Origin of the sequence: Trichococcus palustris (assembly GCF_900114465.1) — a bacterium.
GTDB lineage: Bacteria > Bacillota > Bacilli > Lactobacillales > Aerococcaceae > Trichococcus > Trichococcus palustris.
In genome coordinates this window covers 261,641-281,298 of the sequence record NZ_FOTD01000001.1, presented here as the reverse complement: position 1 = coordinate 281,298, position 19,658 = coordinate 261,641, and the positions used below count along the sequence as shown (strand labels likewise).

At 43.7% G+C, this 19,658-nt stretch carries 10 protein-coding genes and 1 other annotated feature; of the genes, 6 read left to right on the top strand and 4 right to left on the bottom strand.

The genetic code is table 11. The annotated features are described in order from the left end of the window. The first annotated feature begins 12 nt into the window (after window positions 1–12). Complete coding sequence (locus tag BM101_RS01145; protein ID WP_087031593.1) at window positions 13–1,521, top strand: DUF1846 domain-containing protein; 1,509 nt, start codon at window positions 13–15, stop codon at window positions 1,519–1,521. A 124-nt stretch (window positions 1,522–1,645) separates the two neighbouring features. Here the strand turns inward: BM101_RS01145 and BM101_RS01140 are convergent, their stop codons facing one another. After that, on the bottom strand, window positions 1,646–2,266 hold the full coding sequence (locus BM101_RS01140) for a metal-dependent hydrolase (RefSeq protein WP_177194312.1): 621 nt from the start codon (window positions 2,264–2,266) through the stop codon (window positions 1,646–1,648). Between the two features lie 267 nt (window positions 2,267–2,533). Then, window positions 2,534–2,804, top strand: a binding site (T-box leader). 239 nt (window positions 2,805–3,043) lie between these two features. Here BM101_RS01140 and BM101_RS01135 point away from each other — a divergent pair. Beyond that, window positions 3,044–3,484, top strand: a complete 441-nt coding sequence (locus tag BM101_RS01135; protein ID WP_087031587.1) for an OsmC family protein — start codon at window positions 3,044–3,046, stop codon at window positions 3,482–3,484. Window positions 3,485–3,623: 139 nt separating this feature from the next. Here the strand turns inward: BM101_RS01135 and BM101_RS01130 are convergent, their stop codons facing one another. The 3 genes from BM101_RS01130 to BM101_RS01120 form a co-directional block, all read right to left on the bottom strand. Further along, entirely contained in the window at window positions 3,624–4,586 is a 963-nt protein-coding gene (locus tag BM101_RS01130) for a DUF1002 domain-containing protein (protein WP_087031585.1), read from the bottom strand. 260 nt (window positions 4,587–4,846) lie between these two features. Beyond that, on the bottom strand, window positions 4,847–6,487 hold the full coding sequence (locus BM101_RS01125; protein WP_087031582.1) for an FMN-binding protein: 1,641 nt from the start codon (window positions 6,485–6,487) through the stop codon (window positions 4,847–4,849). Between the two features lie 4 nt (window positions 6,488–6,491). Beyond that, on the bottom strand, window positions 6,492–7,412 hold the full coding sequence (locus BM101_RS01120; protein ID WP_177194310.1) for an FAD:protein FMN transferase: 921 nt from the start codon (window positions 7,410–7,412) through the stop codon (window positions 6,492–6,494). A 300-nt stretch (window positions 7,413–7,712) separates the two neighbouring features. Here BM101_RS01120 and BM101_RS01115 point away from each other — a divergent pair, with 300 nt between their 5' ends. The 4 genes from BM101_RS01115 to BM101_RS01100 all read left to right on the top strand — a co-directional run bounded on the left by BM101_RS01115 (window position 7,713) and on the right by BM101_RS01100 (window position 19,454). Further along, on the top strand, window positions 7,713–8,879 hold the full coding sequence (locus BM101_RS01115; RefSeq protein WP_087031576.1) for an amidohydrolase: 1,167 nt from the start codon (window positions 7,713–7,715) through the stop codon (window positions 8,877–8,879). A 798-nt stretch (window positions 8,880–9,677) separates the two neighbouring features. Continuing rightward, window positions 9,678–10,085 (top strand): hypothetical protein, encoded by a 408-nt coding sequence (locus tag BM101_RS01105; protein WP_087031573.1) that lies wholly within the window; start codon window positions 9,678–9,680, stop codon window positions 10,083–10,085. A gap of 140 nt (window positions 10,086–10,225) precedes the next feature. Beyond that, entirely contained in the window at window positions 10,226–10,372 is a 147-nt protein-coding gene (locus BM101_RS14520; RefSeq protein ID WP_143084396.1) for a lmo0937 family membrane protein, read from the top strand. 325 nt (window positions 10,373–10,697) lie between these two features. Then, the gene (locus BM101_RS01100; RefSeq protein WP_087031570.1) at window positions 10,698–19,454 is read left to right on the top strand and encodes a GH36-type glycosyl hydrolase domain-containing protein; all 8,757 of its coding nucleotides are present in this window, start codon (window positions 10,698–10,700) and stop codon (window positions 19,452–19,454) included. Window positions 19,455–19,658: the final 204 nt, after the last annotated feature.

Below are 19,658 nucleotides of genomic sequence, written 5' to 3'. Positions count from 1 at the left end.
GTAAGTGAACGCATGGGAAAAATAGGATTTGATCCGCAGAAGTATATTGAAGAACAGTCAAAATATATCCTTGAGAGGGTAAATGATTACGACAAATTGTATCTTGAATTTGGCGGGAAACTGATTGGCGATAAACATGCCAAAAGAGTATTGCCGGGATTTGACGAAGATGCAAAAATCAAACTTTTGCAAAAACTAAAGGATCAAGCCGAAATCATCATTTGTGTCTACGCTGGGGATATCGAGCGCAACAAGATCCGCGGGGATTATGGAATCACCTATGATATGGATGTCCTAAGATCGATCGATGAATTGAGAGGATACGGACTGGCGGTCAACAGCGTTGTCATCACACGTTATCAAGGCCAACCGTCCACAAAACTCTTCATCAATAAACTGGAAAGAAGAGATATCAAGGTCTATACGCATACCGCAATCGAAGGCTATCCATCCGATGTAAAAGCAATCGTAAGCGAGGAAGGCTTCGGCATTAATGCCTATATCCCGACCACAAAACCAATCGTCGTTGTGACGGCGCCGGGCCCGGGCAGCGGGAAATTGGCAACCTGCTTAAACCAGTTGTATCATGAACATCGCCATGGCAGAGTGGCCGGCTATTCAAAATTCGAAACATTCCCGGTCTGGAATGTTCCGTTGAAGCACCCGCTGAATATCGCCTATGAAGCGGCAACCGTCGATTTGAAGGACGTAAACATGATGGATAACTTCCATTTCGAAAAATACAACCTAGTGGCTGTCAACTACAACCGTGACATCGAAACATTCCCAGTCATCAAGCGCATCATCGAAAGGATTACCGGAAAGGAGTCAGTCTACCAATCGCCGACGGACATGGGCGTTAACCGTGTCGGCTTCGGCATCATAGATGACGAAGCTGTAAGAGAAGCATCCAAGCAAGAAATCATCCGCAGATGCTTTGCGACGGAATGCGACTTCAAAAAAGGAATCATCGATGAAGAAATCCTTAATCGCATGAAGATGATCATGGAAGAACTTGATTTGATGAAAGAGGATCGCGTTCCTGTTAGGCCTGCCCGCAAATATGCAGAGCGCATCAGAAAGCATTCTGAAAACAACGATATGCCCGCTGTCATCGCTTTTGAATTACAGAACGGCACAATCATTACCGGGAGAACGACCCCGATAATGGACTCATGCTCCGCTGCCATCTTGAACGCCATCAAGACGCTTGCCAATATTTCGGATGAAATCCATCTATTGTCTCCTATGATTTTGGAAACGATCCAGATGCTTAAGGCCAAAGATCTTCACAGTAAAATTACGGCTTTGAACGCAAATGAAATATTGATTGCTCTTGCAATCAGCGCCGTTACCAATCCAACGGCTCAACTTGCTTATGCTAAGCTTTCGGAATTGAAGGGCGTTCAGGCTCACTCAACGGTCATGTTGAACAAGGATGATGAACAGACGCTCCGCAAATTGGGGCTCGATATCACGACTGACCCAGACTATCCATCCGATAACCTATACTATCTATAATACCCAAGCTTGCTTCATGGGAACAGAAAAAAACAGAGGGGAAAATCCAATAAGACTGGATTTTCCCCTCTGTTCGTTTATTAAATTTTTCTGCATTATCCCTGCATCGTTGTCTTCCTTTTCTCTAGGAAAAAAGGGTCATGCTCATCCTGCTGAGGGAAAGGATAATTTCAACGAAAACCGCCAGGCTTCCGACTTTGAACAGTACGGAATTGACGATGCCATCTGCGCTGCATAGACCGAAACGGATGCCTCCTGGCAACGGATAAAAGAGCTTCACTTTCTTTTGATTCAACGTATCAATCATGATATGAGAAGCCATTGCGACGGCAAAATACAAAACCAACGTCGGAGAGAGAATATAAACGGCCATGCTCAGCAGCGCAACTCCCAATAGGGAATGGAGAAAAGAGCGATGCGGTTGTTCTTTCCCGAATATACAAATCCCAAGGAAAATAACGGCTCCCAAAAATAGTCTGAAGTAGGTGCTGTTATTCAACATGGCCGAGAGAATGCCGACAGACCATTGATATTCTGCAAAAGCTAATAAAACGGCTACCACTAGGATAATACCGAGTATTTTATTGAGTGTTTGATGGGATTCCGAAGTAGTTACATCGATATCGCAGATAACAGAACCGATAACGGAAACACCTAAGCATAATAATAGTTCCTTCAGCGTGGAGGGTTTTGTGATGAGCAGAGTGGTTGCAACACCCACTGCTACGTGTGTTTTTCCTGTCATAAACATTTCCTTTCTTTGCGGGATGGTGAAGAACACCAGTTCCCTGAATCTCTATATTAAAGGATAAACCTCAATAAGGGAATAATAAAATGCATTTCGCCATAAGAAAACTGAGAGAAAGGGAAAATCTATGTTCATTATTCAGCGCAAACCAAAAAGGATGTCCATCACTATATGTTCGACAGAACCTATCATACTTGTTCGGAAACGGATGTTATTCAAATGCGGTCAAGCATGATAGACTCTCCTTATCAAGTTTTAATAAATTGAAACACATCGATAAGGAAAGTACATTTTTCTGAAACGCATCAGAGAGCCCCGGTAAGCTGAGAAGGGGAAGTGAAAGAAGAGTGGAAGATGGCCTTTGAGTGGGGTTGTTGAACGTTCGTTAGGAACCTTAGACAGCTACGGGTGCACCCGTTATAGTGCCGCAGTAATGGTTGTGTTTAATAACAGCATACTGCATGAGGTGGAGGCAGCAATGTCTCTATAAATGAAGGTGGTAACGCGTGAGGAAATTCAATCCCTCGTCCTTCCGATAGGTAAAACTATTGGTAAGGATGAGGGGTTTTTTATATTTTAAAGGAGGTGTGCCATTTATCGTGGCAAGTAAAGTTTAATAAAGAAATACACAACGTTAATGTTTAGATCGGTAAGCTATGACTGGTTTGTATAAATTGATGCTATTATAGCTCGTTATGAATTTTAATAGGATAAGCCACATTCGGATGACGCATTTTTACTTTAATCAAAATAATACACTGGAGGAATATCAATATGCCTAATACAACTTTTAAAGTTACAACGACAAGCTTAAATGAAGGGTTTCAAGTAATCAACAAAGCAAGAGGAAAGGCAATCGTCATTGATGAACCGGAATCTTTCGGCGGAACAGATGTGGGCATGAGCCCTGTGGAAGCCCTTCTTGCTGGTTTGGGAAGCTGCAAATGTATTGCGGGAAGAATATTTGCCCAAAAATTAAATATCAAACTTCATCAGATTGAAGTAGAGGTATCAGGCAACCTGAACACCGACGGCTTTTTGGGAGATGACAGCGTGAAGGTCGGGTTTACCGATATTCATGCAATTTATCACATCAAGGCGGATAATACCGAAGAGGAAATCAATAAATTTGTGGATTATGTCGAAACGCATTGCCCGGTAGGCGATACGTTGCTCAATCCGGCCAGCATCAGCTTTGCCACTAATGTCATTTGAGTTGAAAAGGCACTCGAACCGAATAAAGAGATAAGCAAAAATTCCCGTTAAGTCGGCCGAAATGGCCACTCTAACGGGATTTTCCCATTTTATGCGGTTATGGATCAGTGATGGGGCTAGCTCGCAGCCTCAGGGTACTTTAGTTGCTTGTCGCGCTATCATTGCCCCCGAACAGGTTCGTGAAAAAGCGGACGATGGATTCCCAGATGCTGAGGCCATCTTTCTTCAGTTGCGTTTTATCGACATTGTTCCACGTTGTCTTGGCTTGATCAAAAAGTTCGCCGCCTTTGGCTTGCAATTCCGACCCCAGAGCAGAGAGCTGTTCTTTTTGTTGAACGGTCAAATTGATATCGCCAAAATTGACCATGAGATTTTGGATATTCGTTATATTATTTGCAGAAAGGATGCTATCCAGGTTGTAGTTCTTCAAAACATCTTCAACGATTTGACGGATGGCATCGGAAGTGATGGCACCGCCATTGGCATCTTTTGTTTCTTGGATGTTTTGTTTCATTTCGGCGACGGCTGCATTCATGAGTTCATCTGAATAGCCGCTGTTTCCGGAATTTTCTTGCGTAACAGTAGAAGTTACTGCAAGCTCCTCTTGGGCAACTTCGACAGCTTTATCGTCCAAAGCTTTGCCCGAAGCAGCAAAGGCCTTATAAACGCCAGCCAGGGCCCCAGATCCATCTACGGTAACAGCGGACGCTACTTTAATGTTCACATCGACCGCACCAGCTGTGATGGCGGCATTTTCATATTGCGTTTCGGTAATGGCCGTAATCGTCTCGGGCGTCAAGATTTCCACCTTTACATCGCCGTTGCTATCGGCCGGCGTGATGTACGTGCTCGAATAGACTTGATTATATGGATAGTCATCGTGAAGAAGGTCATTCAATTCATTGACTTGCACAACGAGTTTTTTGGTCCCATACGCAACACCCAAAGTCGTTTTGGTTTTTTCCAGTTGGCTTGCATTCAAGCTTTCCCCATAAGTGAAGACGGGCTCAATCGCTACTTTGTCGGCAAAGGCCATCGGGGCAGTGACGCCTAATAAGGTCATTGAAGCAAGACCAACCGTCACCATTTTTTTGAGCTTCATTTTTTACCACTTCCTTTTTCGGTACTGATTGCATTTTAACAAATAACTGGTATCAATAGTATTATTTTTTGTTTAAGTTATCATGAAACTTTCTTGAAAAGGTGGGGAAATGGTTTCGGTGCAGCCCATTCTGCAACAATTGCGAACGTTTCATGAGCTGTGGCCTAAAGGAAACTCCGGGTAGATTTCAAAAGTAGCGGGAAAAAGAAAATGCTGTTCCCTCTTTTTCGGACTGAACGGCTTTCTTTTTGACCGTTTCCCTACGGTCTGCCGTGGCCGCCTTGCAGCGAACTGTTCGGATTTTCGAAGGTCAAATCAAGGGCAGCGGCGACCGCTTCCATGATGCTGTTGCTACTGTAGGTCGCTCCGGATACTGCGTCGACTTCGATTGATTGTGCGGCAATGATTTCCTCGGTGACGGTGTCCCAAGCGCGGTAGAAAAATTGGTCATCATCCTGTTTGGATATTTCGGAAATAGCCGTGATTTTTCCGGCTTGAACGGTCACTTCCACAAGCGTTTCGCCGCGCAAACCGGATCCGCTGCCTTCATAAGTACCGTCTGTAAACAAAGCTGCGGCATCGCTGCTCATTGAACTCTTCTGTGAGCTTGCTGTACTGGAGCTGTCGATGGTCTTGCTTTCAGCTAGGATGCTATCAGCAGATTCGCCTATGGCAGCGGTTGTCCCCGTTTGTCCGTAAAGGGCAGCGGCGACCGCGTCCATGATCCCTTGGCTGCTGTAGGTAGCACCCGATACGGCGTCCACATCAGTTGTTTGTGACTGGATGATTTCACCCGTAACCGTATTCCAACATCTATTGAAGAATTCGGGCGTGTCTTCGTTGGATACTTCGTCGATGGCGGTTATAAGACCGTTCGCCACAGTTACGTCTACCGTGATTTGCCCTTGGAACCCAGGGGCGGTGCCTGGGTAGCTGCCGTCTTGATACTTGGTGCTGCTAGCTGTAGCGGATTGGCTGGCATCCATTGTGAGCGTTTGAGTGGATTCAAATGCCACCGCATTCGCTGAAATCGTCCCGATATAATTCAGGCCTACAATGGTTGTCGCTGCAATGGTTCCGATTGTCTTGGTGTTCAGGTCCTTTCCCGCAAGCTGCATGTGGCAGTTATCCATGGGGCAGCCAATCACGCATTGCCCGCATTCGATGCATTCGCCGGAGCGTGATTTGTCCGTTTTGTAAAGGGGGATCGCCATCGGGCAATTTTGCGTACATAGGGTGCAGTTGCGGCAATTTTCCCTCGGTTTCTTAATGGTGAGCATACGCGGCAGTGAGAGCAGGCTTAGGATGGCTCCGGTAGGGCACAAGTATCTGCAGAAGAACCGCGGCACAAAGAAAGACAGCACGAGAATGGCGGCCAATAGGATTGTCGCGACCAGAAAAGTGGAGAGCAGCAGATCCCAGTTGTTCAAGGAAACCAAAACCCCGAAGGCATCCAATGGGTTGATTCCTTGGGGAATGGCGATTATCTGCAGAACCCAGATGAAAATAATGGCGAACAGCAGGAGGATATATTTTACCGCTTTTAACTTTTGGCCTGCAGATCCTTCCATTTTCAGTTCCTTTATTTTCAAACCGTTCCGGATGGCTGTCAGCAGATCGCCGATGCTGCCCATTGCACAGACCCACCCGCAGAAGAAGCGGCCCAACAGCAAGGTGAGGGGATAGACGGACAGGACGACCGCCAAATCGAGGAGGTTTGCCTGCAGCGAAAAGCTGCTGTTTACGAGCGCCATCACAAGGGCCTTCGTGCTGGTATAGATCTGGATGAAGAGCCCGGGCAGCAAGAAGAAGCAAACGAGCTGGACAATCCTCCTGATGAAGTTTATTTTTTTAATTTTCCGCATTTTTCTTTTCAGTTTATTTTTTGATCGCTGGTCCATGATGTCATACCTTCCTTTTCAGTATTTTCGTGAAGCCTTCCGTGGCAAAGATTTGTTGGGTAGTCAAGATGAACAGCGCATGACAGCCCATTTGGTTCGCCAATTTGGCACCCTCATCAGGTCCCAGCACAAAGAGGGCTGTCGATAGAGCATCCATATCGATGGAACGGGTACCGATGACCGTTACGCTCAATAAGGAAGAATCGGCCGGGTAACAAGTCCGGGGATCTAAAATATGATGGTATCTTTTTCCGCCATGAATGAAAAAGCGTTCGTTTACTCCCGACGTGACCATCGTTTGATCGGACAGACCGACAGTCCCTATGAACTCACCGCGTTTCGCCAATGGATTCTGGACGCCGATCTGCCAAAACTCTCCATTCCGTTTTCCCCCAATCGTAGCGATGTTTCCCCCGAAATTGATCAGGGCAGTGCGACAGCCGTTTTGCATCAAATATTCTCTGGTCTTATCGGCGGCATATCCTTTCGCGATGCCACCCAAATCGATTTGCTGACCGGCTTTCTGCAGCAGTGCAGTGCCATTTTTTTTATCCAGTATGAGGTCTCTGTAATCGACGAGTTCATGGAGCCTGCCGATTTCCTGACCGTCAGGAATGAAATCACCCTTCTTGCCGATACCCCAAAGGGCAGTGGCCGGACGGATCGTGATGTCGAAAGCGCCTTTGGAAAGGTTGGAAAAGTCTTGTGCTCTTTTCAACATAAAAAAGGTCTCTTCATCGATTGCGATGGGCCGAACGCCGGCATGCGCTGAAATGTCAGAAATGATGCTGGCAGGCCGGAATGTTGAAAATTTTTCTTCGATGGCTTCACAAATCCTCCGGCATTCATCAAGCAGCGCCTGGCAGTGTTCATCTTCCGTGATGATCTGGTTATACGTTCCAAAAGCTTTAAAAGAGATTTGCATAGGATCACCTGTTTCGATTTTCATTTTCTTTCGTATGGGTCCATTGTATGTGTTAAAGAACCGCAATTCCCCGAAAACCAGGCAGAAATTTGCGTGAAAAATGGTGCAGCGTACTTCCTGGAGGAATCATAGTCTGGTATGATTGGTAAAGTAGAGTTGATTTTCCATCCAGCTGAAGGAGCCGTCACACGCGAAGACAGATTCGAAGAGCTGTCCAGGTTAATGGATCGGACAATCACTCGGAATCATCGTGATAAGCGCCTTGCATAGGTAGGCTTTTTAAAGGAGGTACATTGAAAAATGGAAATTAAGGATAGACTAGCCATACACATGCAAGCTGAAAGGGAAGCTTTGCAGGAGGAACTCGTCGGCATCCGCAGGCATTTGCATCAAAATCCGGAGCTATCGACCGTGGAGTTCGAAACAACGGCATATATCAAAGACTGTTTGGCGACGTTGGGTATTACTATCCGTGAGACACATATGGAAACGGGTGTCTTTGCCGACATCGGCTCAGAGTCAAAAGGGAAGACCATCGCCATACGCGCGGATATCGATGCGCTGCCTATCCAGGAAAAAGTGGCGGTCAGCTTTGCATCGCAAAATGCCGGCGTCATGCATGCGTGCGGGCATGATTTTCATACGGCATCCTTACTGGGGGCGGTCAAATTGCTGAAAGAAGTAGAAGATGACTTGCCTGGACGCATCCGTTTTATTTTCCAACCGGCGGAAGAAGGGCGCGATGGCGCATTGCATGTGATCGCTGATGGACAATTGGATGGAGTGGATGCCATTATAGGAATCCACAACAAACCCGATCTGCCCGTCGGAACCGTTGCGTTGCAGTCAGGTTGCCTGATGGCAGCGGTAGACCGTTTCTATGTCACGATCAAAGGGAAAGGCAGCCATGGTGCTCTTCCGCATAAAGGGAGCGACCCGATTGTCACTGCTTCGCACATCGTGACGGCACTGCAGTCTGTCGTCAGCCGAAAAGTCTCGCCGTTGGATACGGCAGTGATCAGCGTGACCCGGATTGATGGCGGCAATACTTGGAACGTCATACCCGAGGAAGTCGTGATGGAAGGGACGACGCGCGCTTTTTCAAAAGAAGTTCGCAGCCTATTGAAAGATGAATTTTATGAAATCGTCAACCATATTACGGCGGCTTTTGGCCAAAAAGCAACGATTGAGTGGCATCCCGGTCCACCTCCCGTCATCAACGACAAGGCGCTGACCGAGAAGCTGAAGGTTGAAGCGGGGAAAAGATTGACCGTCATTGAAACCGAACCGTCCATTGCCGGTGAAGATTTTGCGCAATACTTGATGAAAGTTCCCGGTGTCTTTGCCTTCTTCGGGACAAATGGCACAGAGGATTGGCATCATCCGTCATTTACCGTAGATGAATCTGCCTTGATACTGGCAGCAGAATATTTTGCGACAAGCGCTTTGGCCCTGTTGGATAAGTAAGGATGGGATAAAGCACAATAGCGTGAGCATAAGCGAAGCGCATCCGGTTTTGTGCATAGTTAAGAATCGAGAAGCCTATCAGTGACGGGCTTCTCGATTCTTTGCTGAGGGCAATAGGCTGTAGAGGATAAGCATTGCTAAAAAAGAGGTGATGATGTCATGATGTTGAAGCAAGTCAACTACTCCCACTGAAAAGGTTAAGACATTAGGCTCAGTTCAGTGAGGGTAGTTGACGATTCTTATCTGGCCTCTGGGATATATGCTTCCCGTGGTATTCCGCAGTGCCGGTGATGCGAAATTCCCGATGATAGTCAGTATCCTGTCTATGATCTTCTGCCAGATCGCACTTTCATACTTATTTGCGATCGGTTTCCATATGGGCATGTTCGGAACCTGGGTAGCCATGTTCATTGATTGGGCAGTAAAATCGGTTATCTATGTCTGGCGTTACAGCAGTGGCAAATGGACTAAATTCAAAACAATATGACCGATGCAAATGAAGGATAGAACATTAGGTGCAAAAGAAAAGCTGCTGCGGATAAAAAAATCTGTAGTAGCTTTTTTAGCATATAGGGGTTTCTCCATGTTTTTGCCTCGCGGCTCCTCAATGGAAAAAAGGGAACAATCCTGTCACTTACTTGACAAAAAAAGAGTACTTCTTTGAACAGTGAACGGACACTGATCGAACGAAATACTAAAATTATGCAAAAGAATTAATTAGTGCTAAAATGATTTTGGAAACAAATGAAAGCGCAACCATTGCATGCGGGGAGAAACAGTAAAAAGGGAGTGTTGAATATGGGAAGGAATAAAATCTTATTGTCTCTGCTTTTTGTTGCAAGTATTTTTTTAATCGGTGGTTGTAAGGCTAGCGTTAAGGTTGAAAGGGACTCATTGAAAGTTGGCGAAGCCCTGATCGGTCATTGGGTTAACACCGATGGGAACCTGGATTATTATTTTTCTGCATCGGATTTTGTCAAAGTTGAAGGCGATGGAACAAAGACAGACATGACCTATGTGATTGTGAAGTCAAATGAGACAGATAATACGATCAATATACGTGTAACTGATTCCAAAGGCGGGGAACAGGATAAAGAAATGCAATTCTCTACCGATAAAAAAACAATGGATGAGACAAGCTTTGTTTTAGGTGTCAAATCCGGTGAAGATAAGTTTAGCTATGTTGATAACGCAACAAAACCATAAATGGAAAGAAGATTATCGAAAACGGAGACGGATGCCTAAGGATAAGAAACGACTTCTCAGCTCGCCATAGCTTTAAGTATAGGAAGGGCGCAGCAGAGAATTAGCTTAATCAAACAGATTAATAGAGGGGAGTGAGACTCATGTTATGGACAATTGTGGGTATAATCCTTGTTTTATGGTTGCTAGGTTTCATCATGCTACCGGCTGCTGGTTCGCTAATCCACATTCTTTTGGTCATTGCGGTTATTCTGGTTATCGTACAGTTGGTTAGTGGCAAAAAATTATAAGATTCCACAGTTTATTCGGAAAGGGATGTGCGCTCTGCTTTTTTGGGATCTGCCTTGTGTTTATGGATAAGGTAAACTCCAACTCGACAAATCGATTTTATCTTGAAACGCAGAGCGCATTATCAACAAGCTGACAACTAGCATATCGGCTAATATAAAATTCAGGAAAAGCTGGTAGCAGAACACTTTGCTGCATTCCAGAGCATTTGAAGATATATTAAAGCTATAGATTGTATCCAAAATGTGATGACCAGATAAGAAAATAAATTTTATTTTCTGGGTATTGCGCTTTGGGTTTTTTTATATTTTGGGGAGGTGCCAATAAATGGAAATACGTCTAAATGCTTATGCTGCAGTTGTGATTTTTGCTGTCCTTATCATTGCGATAATTGCAATGATTAAATTTCGGCTTGAACTAAAAAAATTAAGGAATATTTACAGCTTTCGGATGAAGAAGGTGCCTCTCAATGATCAAGAACTTGAGATGCATGTAAAGAATTTGGCTGATGAGCATTCGAATTTCATGACGAACAATATTCCAAATTGGCCTATTCCAAGATTAGATGATAACTATAATTTTATTCATTCGGTTTATAGAGATTTGAGTTCAGATATACAGCTGAATGAACAGTTTGCTCCAGTCTCAGAATGGCTTCTTGACAATTTTTATTTTATTGAAGAACTGGTGAAAGAACTACAACGAAATTTATCAAAGAAAACATTTTCGAAACTGCCGGATTTGAGAGGCGGAGACTTTAAAAATTATCCAAGAATATTTGCGTTAATTATGGAGCTGGTGACCCATACTGACGGTAAAATAAATGAAGAAAATTTATTGAACTATATGAAGGTTTATCAGGGGGAAAATGTTCTTTATGACAGAGAAATATGGGCCATACCTGTAGTTATGAAGATTGCACTGATTGAGAATATAAGGCATATCTGTGAGGATATCCAAGAAACGCAGAACCAGCGGCACAGAGCCGAAGAGATATTTGACAAATGGCTAACTGGCGATGACATGAGTGAAATACGCAATTTAGTCAGAACAAATATAAAAGAATTTGATGAAACCAGTTTTTTGTTCATAGAACATTTATTGTACCATCTCAGAAAATCGGGGAAAAATTATACCGAATTTTTAAATGTCATTGAAGAGACCCTTGAAGATCAGGGCACAACCATTGAAAAATCCATTCGCAAGGAACACGAGCTCCAATCATCGAATACAGTCTCAATAGGAAATTATATAACCAGTCTTAAATATTTTTCAACCCTGGAATGGTCAACTATTTTTGAGGAAATAAGCTTTGTTGGCAAAATATTGAAAGAGGATCCCGCAGAAATTTATTCATTGATGGATATAGCCACAAGAAATTATTACAAAGGAAAAGTGGAGGAACTTGCAGACATTTATGGCGTCTCAGAAATTCACGTAGCGAAAGAAGCGATTGAACTAACTAAAAATGCTTATTCGGAATCGAAAGAATCAGATGCTGAATGCAGCGGATTTCAGCGAACCCATCATGTAGGCTACTATCTGATCGGCAAAGGGACAGAAATTTTAGGTGAAAAGCTGGGTGGAAGCAGAAGCATAATTCCTAAAATAAAGAAAATGATCAAGAAAAACCTAGGGGTGTTATACTTCGGTTCAATCAGTTTACTGTTGGTAACCTTTATTGCGGTAGCTGTTCGATATGCAATTTCAAATGCATCGCAAAATGCAGCTCTGATTGCAGTCATTGCCGGTTTTGCAGTTTTGATTCCCTCTTCGGAAATAGCGTTTTGTGCAGCAAATCATATCTTCGGCAGCAGGCTGGGACCTTCATTTTTCCCTAAATTGGAACTGAAGGAGGGCATACCTGAAGATATGGGGACCATTATCGTTATGCCGGCAATTCTTCCTGACGGAAAAAGGGTTGAAGAACTGTTGGGAAATCTGGAAAGACATTATCTGTTGAACAAGGAGAATAATTTATATTTTGCGTTATTGGGGTGTTTTAAAGATGGGGATTCTCCCGTTGAAGAAGATGATTCGAAAATAATTGAAAAGGCAATCAATGGAATAAAAGAGCTGAACACAAAATACAGCGATCCTATTACCGAAAGGTTTTATTTTTTCCATAGAAAGAGACAATTCAGTAAAGAAAATAATCAATGGATCGGCTGGGAAAGAAAAAGAGGAGCATTGCTGGAGTTCAACGATATGATCCTTGGTTCAAATGGAACGTCGATTGTTTATGCCTCGCCCCCTTTCCCAACCTTTAAAAACATTAAATATGTGATAACGCTGGACAGCGATACCATACTGCCTATGGATGCTGCAAAAAAAATGATAGGCATCATGGCACACCCTTTGAACAGACCTTCAATTGACAAAGAGAAAGGGATTGTGACAGAGGGATACGGCATTTTACAGCCTAAAGTTGATATTGAAATGGAAAGTACAAATGCCACTTTCTTCTCGCGAATATTTACAGGGCAAAAATATGCAGATCCCTATGCTGAAGCTGAATTCGATATCTACCAGGATATCTTCGGCGAAGGTATATTTACAGGAAAAGGAATATATGATTTGAAGGTCTTTCAAACCCTTTTGAAAGACACTTTCCCTGAAAATACCATATTGAGCCACGATCTTCTGGAAGGATCTTATTTGAGGGCGGCGCTGGTTTCAGATGTGAGGTTAGTGGATTCATTTCCCGCAACGTACAATGCATTTGTCAAGAGGGGGTACCGTTGGGTCAGAGGCGACTGGCAGTTGCTTCCTTTTATCTTCGGTAAAAACCACCTATCGGCATTGTCGAGATGGAAAATGCTGGATAATTTGAGAAGAAGTCTGGTAGCCCCAAGCCTGATTGCATTACTTATCCTGGCTCTCACCATACTTCCAGGAAGTAAAATGTTCTGGATAGGTTTTTATATGCTGACCTTAGCGGTGTATCTTATTTCCAATGCTCTGGGAAGCACAACAAGGTATGTGAAGTCGAAACGACACAGCCAACGCATAAGGACCAAAAAGTACCTGCCGACAATTGGGGGGGTTAAAGCAACCTTTTATCAGGCGATACTGAAACTCATTTTTTTGCCGTACCAATCCTATTTGATAATACGTGCAGTGCTGGTTACTCTTTCGCGCGTTTTTATAACCAAAAAAAATTTGCTGGAATGGGTTACTTCGGCAGCTGAGGAAAGGAAAAAGAACAATTCACTTAAAAGCTATGTACTGGAAATGCAATCGTCAATATGGATAGGACTGGCTGTTTTTCTTTTAGCTTTATATTTTAAATCGGAAGCGATTGTTTTAAGCTTCATATTTTTTGCTCTGTCATTGAGCGCCCCTTATATTGCCTATAGGATCAGCCAAAAAGAGGCAGAAAAACCATCCACACTCACCAAAGAAGAGCTTTGCGAAATCAGCAGGATCGCAAGGAAAACGTGGCGATATTTTGAGGAATTTGCCAACGCCGAGAACAATTATCTTGCACCAGACAACTTTCAAGAAGATTCCCCTAACGGCATCGCTCGCAGAACCTCACCGACCAACATCAGCCTGGGGTTGATGGCTGTCCTTACCGCCAGAGATTTTGGATACATCGGAACAAAAGAAATGAAAGGGAAAGTCTCAAATACGATAACAGCGATTGAAAAGATGGAAAAATGGAATGGACATTTGTATAACTGGTACGATACGAAAACACTGCAACCCTTACTGCCTAGGTATATTTCCACTGCTGACAGCGGGAATTTAGTAGGATACCTGATAACCTTATCTGAAGGATTAAAGGGATACCTTAAAAAGCCGATAACCGACCTGCAATTTATAAATGGAATCAGGGATACTTTGTACAACGCCGGAGAAGAAGGAATGAAGATTTATCAAGCGCTTGGATTTGAACAAATGCAAGCCATGGATATGTTTTCATGGAACAGGATTGTGAGGGAACTTTCAACGAGCGGTAAATTTGCTGGCATTACCAATTTATCCTGGAGAAGTAAAATCGAAGAAATGTTAGTGACGTTCAATAATGAGCGGCTGCAGTTCATGCCGGCTATTGATTTGATTGAAAAACTTCCGGAAAGCCTGTCTGCTGGCTGCTTTTCACACTACAAAGATGACTTTGAAGAGATCGCTGCTCTGTTAAAAAACAACCCGATTTTAGAAGATTTGCCAGGCGCTTATGCACGTGCGGAAGGAATCATCGGAAAAATTATGCTTGGCATTACGCAGCCGGAAACAGAAAGCCTGGATGACCTGATTTTCCTTTCGGAATTACATCAGAGTTTTGCTGCATCCTTTGAAGCTGTAGGCAGATTTTTAATGGATTATGAAGAGTTGATTCACCGAGTGGATTCTCTCTCGGAAACCACAAAATTTTTACCATTGTATGACGAGAAAAAACAATTATTCTCGATTGGCTTCGATCTGGAGGTAGGCGAACTGACAGACTCCTATTATGACCTGCTTGCTTCGGAGGCACGCCAAGCAAGCTATATAAGCATAGCCAGGGACGAAATACCTCCTGAGCATTGGCTCAAATTGAGCAGGTCTTTGACAGTAGACGACGGTTACAAGGGGCTTGCATCTTGGTCTGGCACAATGTTTGAATATCTAATGCCCGTTTTGATCATGAAGAGCTACAAGAATACGATGCTGGACGAAACCTACCATTTTGTCATCAGGAGCCAGAAAAAATACGGTAAACAAAATGATATACCTTGGGGAATATCCGAATCCGGCTTTAACGATACAGATGTGAATTTAAGCTATCAGTATAAGGCTTTTGGTGTGCCTTGGCTGGGTTTAAAAAGAGGACTGATGGAAGATACGGTGGTATCTCCCTATTCAACATTTTTAGCACTCCAGATAGATGCCGAAAGCGCAGTCCAAAACATCGCATACCTGAAGGAAGAAGGGCTGGAAGGAGCCTATGGTTTTTATGAGGCGGCTGACTACACACCCGAAAGGCTTCTGATTGACGATAAGAGAAGTATTATCAAAGAATTTATGTCCCATCATCAAGGGATGAGTTTTATGGCCATGAACAATTTTTTGCATGATTTTATCATGCAAAAACGTTTTTTCGAAGACCCCGCAATGTATGCTTCTCGGTTTTTGCTTCAGGAGCAAATTCCATCTGCTGTCTATAACTTTAATTTGAAAGCGAAAACAGTAAAAATTAAAATTGACAAAAATAAAGGGTATAAAGACAGCAGACATATAAGGACCTTCAACCTTGCTGATCCTGTTTTGCCGAAAGTTCATCTTCTCTCAAACGGTAATTATTCTGTTATGATTACGGATAGAGGGACCGGTTATAGCAGATGCAACGATAAAGCAATCACGAGATGGCGAGAAGAGAATGTAGCGGACAGGTACGGAATGTTCTTCTATATCAAAAATGTATCTACAAATAAAATATGGTCTTCAGCTTACGCACCGTTATCGCAAATCCCTGAAAAATATGAAGTGATTTATACAAACGATAAAGCCGTTTTCAAAAGAACAGATGGGGATATCAATACGCAAACGGAAGTTATCGTTGTTCCGAAGGAAAATGTTGAGATCAGGAAAATGACTCTGGGAAATGCCGGAGACAGCACCTGTGATATCGAAGTGACAAGCTATTTTGAATCCGTGATGACCACCCAAAATGAAGATATAGCCCACCCTGCCTTTCATAAACTTTTCATGAAAACAGAGATTCTTAAAGACAAAAATGGCATTATTGCCAGCAACCGGCCAAAGTCTGCCTCCGATAACAAATTATGGACCGCTAATTTTGCCGTGGTTGAAGGGGAAACCATCGGGGACAGTCAATTCGAAACGGACAGGATGCAGTTTATCGGCCGAAACCGTGATTTAGGGACCCCGGCAGCTATGGATGATGACCAGCCTCTTTCAGGGACAGAGGGAACTGTGCTCGATCCGGTCATGAGCATGAGACTGAAAGGAAGAATGCTCCCCGGAAAGTCATTGCAGATATCGTATATCACTGCGGTCAGCGAAAGCATGGAAGATTTATCGCTCGTAATAGAGAAATATTCCCAGAATGATTTCATTGATCGGGCGTTCACTCTCGCTCACACAAGCGGCTATCTCGAAGCTGCTTACCTGGATATAGAGCCTTCTCAAATGGAACTCTACCAAAATATGACCTCAAGCATCTTGTACAGCAGTCCTTCCCGAAGGAAATTCCAGAAATTAATCGAAAGAAACGCATTGGGGCAGTCATCGCTATGGCGTTTCGGCATTTCCGGAGACGACCCTATTGTATTGCTCGTTTTAAAGAATATCGATGAGATTAGGATGCTCGATCAAATTTTAAAAGCCCACGATTATTGGATGTTCAAAAAGTTAACGGTAGATTTGGTGATTTTATGTGAGGAAGTTAACAGTTATGACCTCCCGCTACATGCTTCTATCATCGAGGCCTTAAATTCAAGTCATATTCACCAAATGATAGGGAAATCAGGGGGAGCCTTTATTGTCGACAAAAGCAAAACGAGTCTGGAGGAAATCTACCTGCTCTATGCCGTGGCGAGAATAATAGTAAGAGGCGATGGAGGAACCCTGAGCGAGCAGATGGAAGAAACAAGTGAAAGAGAACCGGAACAGCAAAGAGACAGCGTATATTCCAAAGCAATCCGCGAATACGGCAGCCCTGCTTCAGAAGAACCAACTCTATTATATCCAAATGGATTAGGCGGATTCACTGAAGATGGCAGGGAGTATGTCATTCAAATGGAGAAAGACAAAACTACCCCCGCTCCATGGATCAATGTGATTTCAAATCCCAATTTTGGTTTTATTGTCTCTGAATCAGGAGCGGGGTATACATGGTACGGAAACAGCCGCGAAAACAAACTATCTACATGGTCCAATGATCCGGTCACTGATGAGCCGGGAGAAGTCTTGTATATCAGAGATGATGATACCGGCGAATCATGGACGGTCACTTCGTCACCTGTAAGGGAAAATGAAGCCTATGAAATAAGACATGGGTTTGGTTATACGGAATTTAGGCACGTTAGCCATGGCATTGAGCAAAGATTAGTCCAATTCGTTCCTGTAAATGAAACCATTAAAATCAGCATTTTAAAACTTTCTAATTTATCCAACGAACAGCGAAACCTATCTCTGACCTACTACGTTAGACCGGTGCTGGGTGTCACAGACCAGGTTACCGCGATGCATATAAAAACAAACTTGAACGCAGCCGGGGTCCTATTGGTGGAAAATCCTTATAATGAAGAATATAAGGCAGGAGTTTGTTTCATGGACCTTTCGTTGGAAAGTAGAAGTGTCACAGGAAACAGGAAAGAGTTTATTGGCTCAGGGAATCTAGCCAATCCGGAATGCCTCAGAAAAGAAAAACTTACGGGAGCGGTTGGAACTGGTTTTGATCCGTGCGCCGCGATGCAAGTCAACATTTCACTCAAGCCAATGGAGGAAAAAGACATCGTACTCACTTTTGGTGCAGCTGAAAAAACGGATGAAGTGGATCAACTTACGAATAAATATAGGAATGTTCAGGAATCGTATCAGGCACTGACTGCTGTTAAAGAGTTCTGGAAAGAAAAACTTGAAGGGATTCAGGTTACGACCCCGGATATTTCAATGAATCTCATGCTGAATGGCTGGCTTCAATATCAGATCATTTCCTGCCGACTGTGGGCCCGATCAGCTTTTTATCAGTCCAGCGGTGCGTATGGGTTCAGAGATCAGCTTCAAGATGCTTTAGCGGCAGTTCATATCAGCCCTGAAATTGCGAGGAAACAGATCCTTCTTCATGCAGAGCATCAGTTTGTAGAAGGGGATGTACAACACTGGTGGCATGATCCCAGCGGGAAAGGCGTTCGTACCCGATTCAGTGATGATCTTCTTTGGCTCCCTTATGTGACCATGGAATATGCAAGCATAACGGGGGATAAAGGAATATTAAAATCCGAATTGTCGTATCTGGAAAGCCCCTTGCTGGAAGACGGGGAAGAAGAGAAATACGGGATTCCTTCCATTTCGAATAGCTCTGCTACTCTATTCGCACACTGTATCGCAGCCGTGGAGAAGACATTAAAATTTGGAAATCATGGACTTCCGTTAATGGGTTCCGGCGATTGGAATGACAGTATGAATACCGTCGGAAATAAAGGTTCGGGGGAAAGTGTTTGGCTGGGGTGGTTTTTAATAGCTGTGCTTAAAAAAATTATTCCGGTATGCACGGAAATGGGAGCATCAGAACTTTCAAAAAAATACGCTACTATCATCAATCAAATCACCGAATCTATTGAGAAGTTCGCCTGGGATGGCAAATGGTACATAAGAGCCTATTTTGATAACGGCATACCTCTTGGCTCGATCGAAAACAGCGAGTGTAAGATTGATTCCATTGCTCAAACCTGGTCGATTATTTCTGAAGCGGGGAATCCGGAAAGAGCGAGACAGGCGATGAACTCGGTCGAAGATTACCTCATCACCAGAGAAGATGGGGTGATTAAACTTCTTACGCCGCCGTTTGACACCAGTGAAATGGAGCCTGGTTATATTAAGGGATACGGTCCGGGTGTCAGAGAAAACGGCGGGCAATATACTCACGCAGCCGCATGGGTAATTATTGCCTTTGCCAAACTTGGCGATGGAGACAAAGCTTATGAGTTATATGAGCTCATTAACCCCATAAATAATTCAAGGAATCAGAGGGAATGTTTTACCTATAAAGTTGAGCCATACGTAATGGCTGCTGATGTTTATGCTGTTCCCCCTCATTCGGGGCAAGGCGGATGGACTTGGTATACCGGTTCGGCAGGTTGGATGTACAAAGCTGGCTTAGAATACATTTTGGGGTTCCAAAAACACGGAGCTACGCTCCTATTGGATCCTTGCATCCCTCAAAAATGGCCAGAATACACGATAAGGTACAAGTATTTTGATTCCATCTATAACATAAAAGTCAAAAATCCGGAAGGCGTCAACAAGGGAGTGAAGACGATAGGCGAAGGAAGGGAAACACGGGAAGGCAACGTTTTGGAATTGGTCAATGATGGAAAGGTGCACGATATTGAAGTGCTGATGGGGAAATAGGCAAAACGGATTGTTTTGTATCTAAAAAATCTTAACGCGCGCAGAGAAAAAGTGGATTACTCCCTGGCGCGCACATAGTTTCAGAACATATGTAAGAGGTCACTTTTAGGATGTTGAATGATCAAAAAAAAGACTCTATGCCAGCTTTTGGGGTTCCCAAAAGCTGGCATAGAGTCTTTAAATAGCTAATTGGCTGGCGTGGAT

Excerpts from the sequence above, each read along its gene's own strand:
- BM101_RS01145 (WP_087031593.1), top strand. The coding sequence starts at position 13 with ATGGGAAAAATAGGATTTGATCCGCAGAAGTATATTGAAGAACAGTCA.
- BM101_RS01140 (WP_177194312.1), bottom strand. The coding sequence starts at position 2,266 with ATGACAGGAAAAACACACGTAGCAGTGGGTGTTGCAACCACTCTGCTC.
- BM101_RS01135 (WP_087031587.1), top strand. The coding sequence starts at position 3,044 with ATGCCTAATACAACTTTTAAAGTTACAACGACAAGCTTAAATGAAGGG.
- BM101_RS01130 (WP_087031585.1), bottom strand. The coding sequence starts at position 4,586 with ATGAAGCTCAAAAAAATGGTGACGGTTGGTCTTGCTTCAATGACCTTA.
- BM101_RS01125 (WP_087031582.1), bottom strand. The coding sequence starts at position 6,487 with ATGGACCAGCGATCAAAAAATAAACTGAAAAGAAAAATGCGGAAAATT.
- BM101_RS01120 (WP_177194310.1), bottom strand. The coding sequence starts at position 7,412 with ATGCAAATCTCTTTTAAAGCTTTTGGAACGTATAACCAGATCATCACG.
- BM101_RS01115 (WP_087031576.1), top strand. The coding sequence starts at position 7,713 with ATGGAAATTAAGGATAGACTAGCCATACACATGCAAGCTGAAAGGGAA.
- BM101_RS01105 (WP_087031573.1), top strand. The coding sequence starts at position 9,678 with ATGGGAAGGAATAAAATCTTATTGTCTCTGCTTTTTGTTGCAAGTATT.
- BM101_RS14520 (WP_143084396.1), top strand. The coding sequence starts at position 10,226 with ATGTTATGGACAATTGTGGGTATAATCCTTGTTTTATGGTTGCTAGGT.
- BM101_RS01100 (WP_087031570.1), top strand. The coding sequence starts at position 10,698 with ATGGAAATACGTCTAAATGCTTATGCTGCAGTTGTGATTTTTGCTGTC.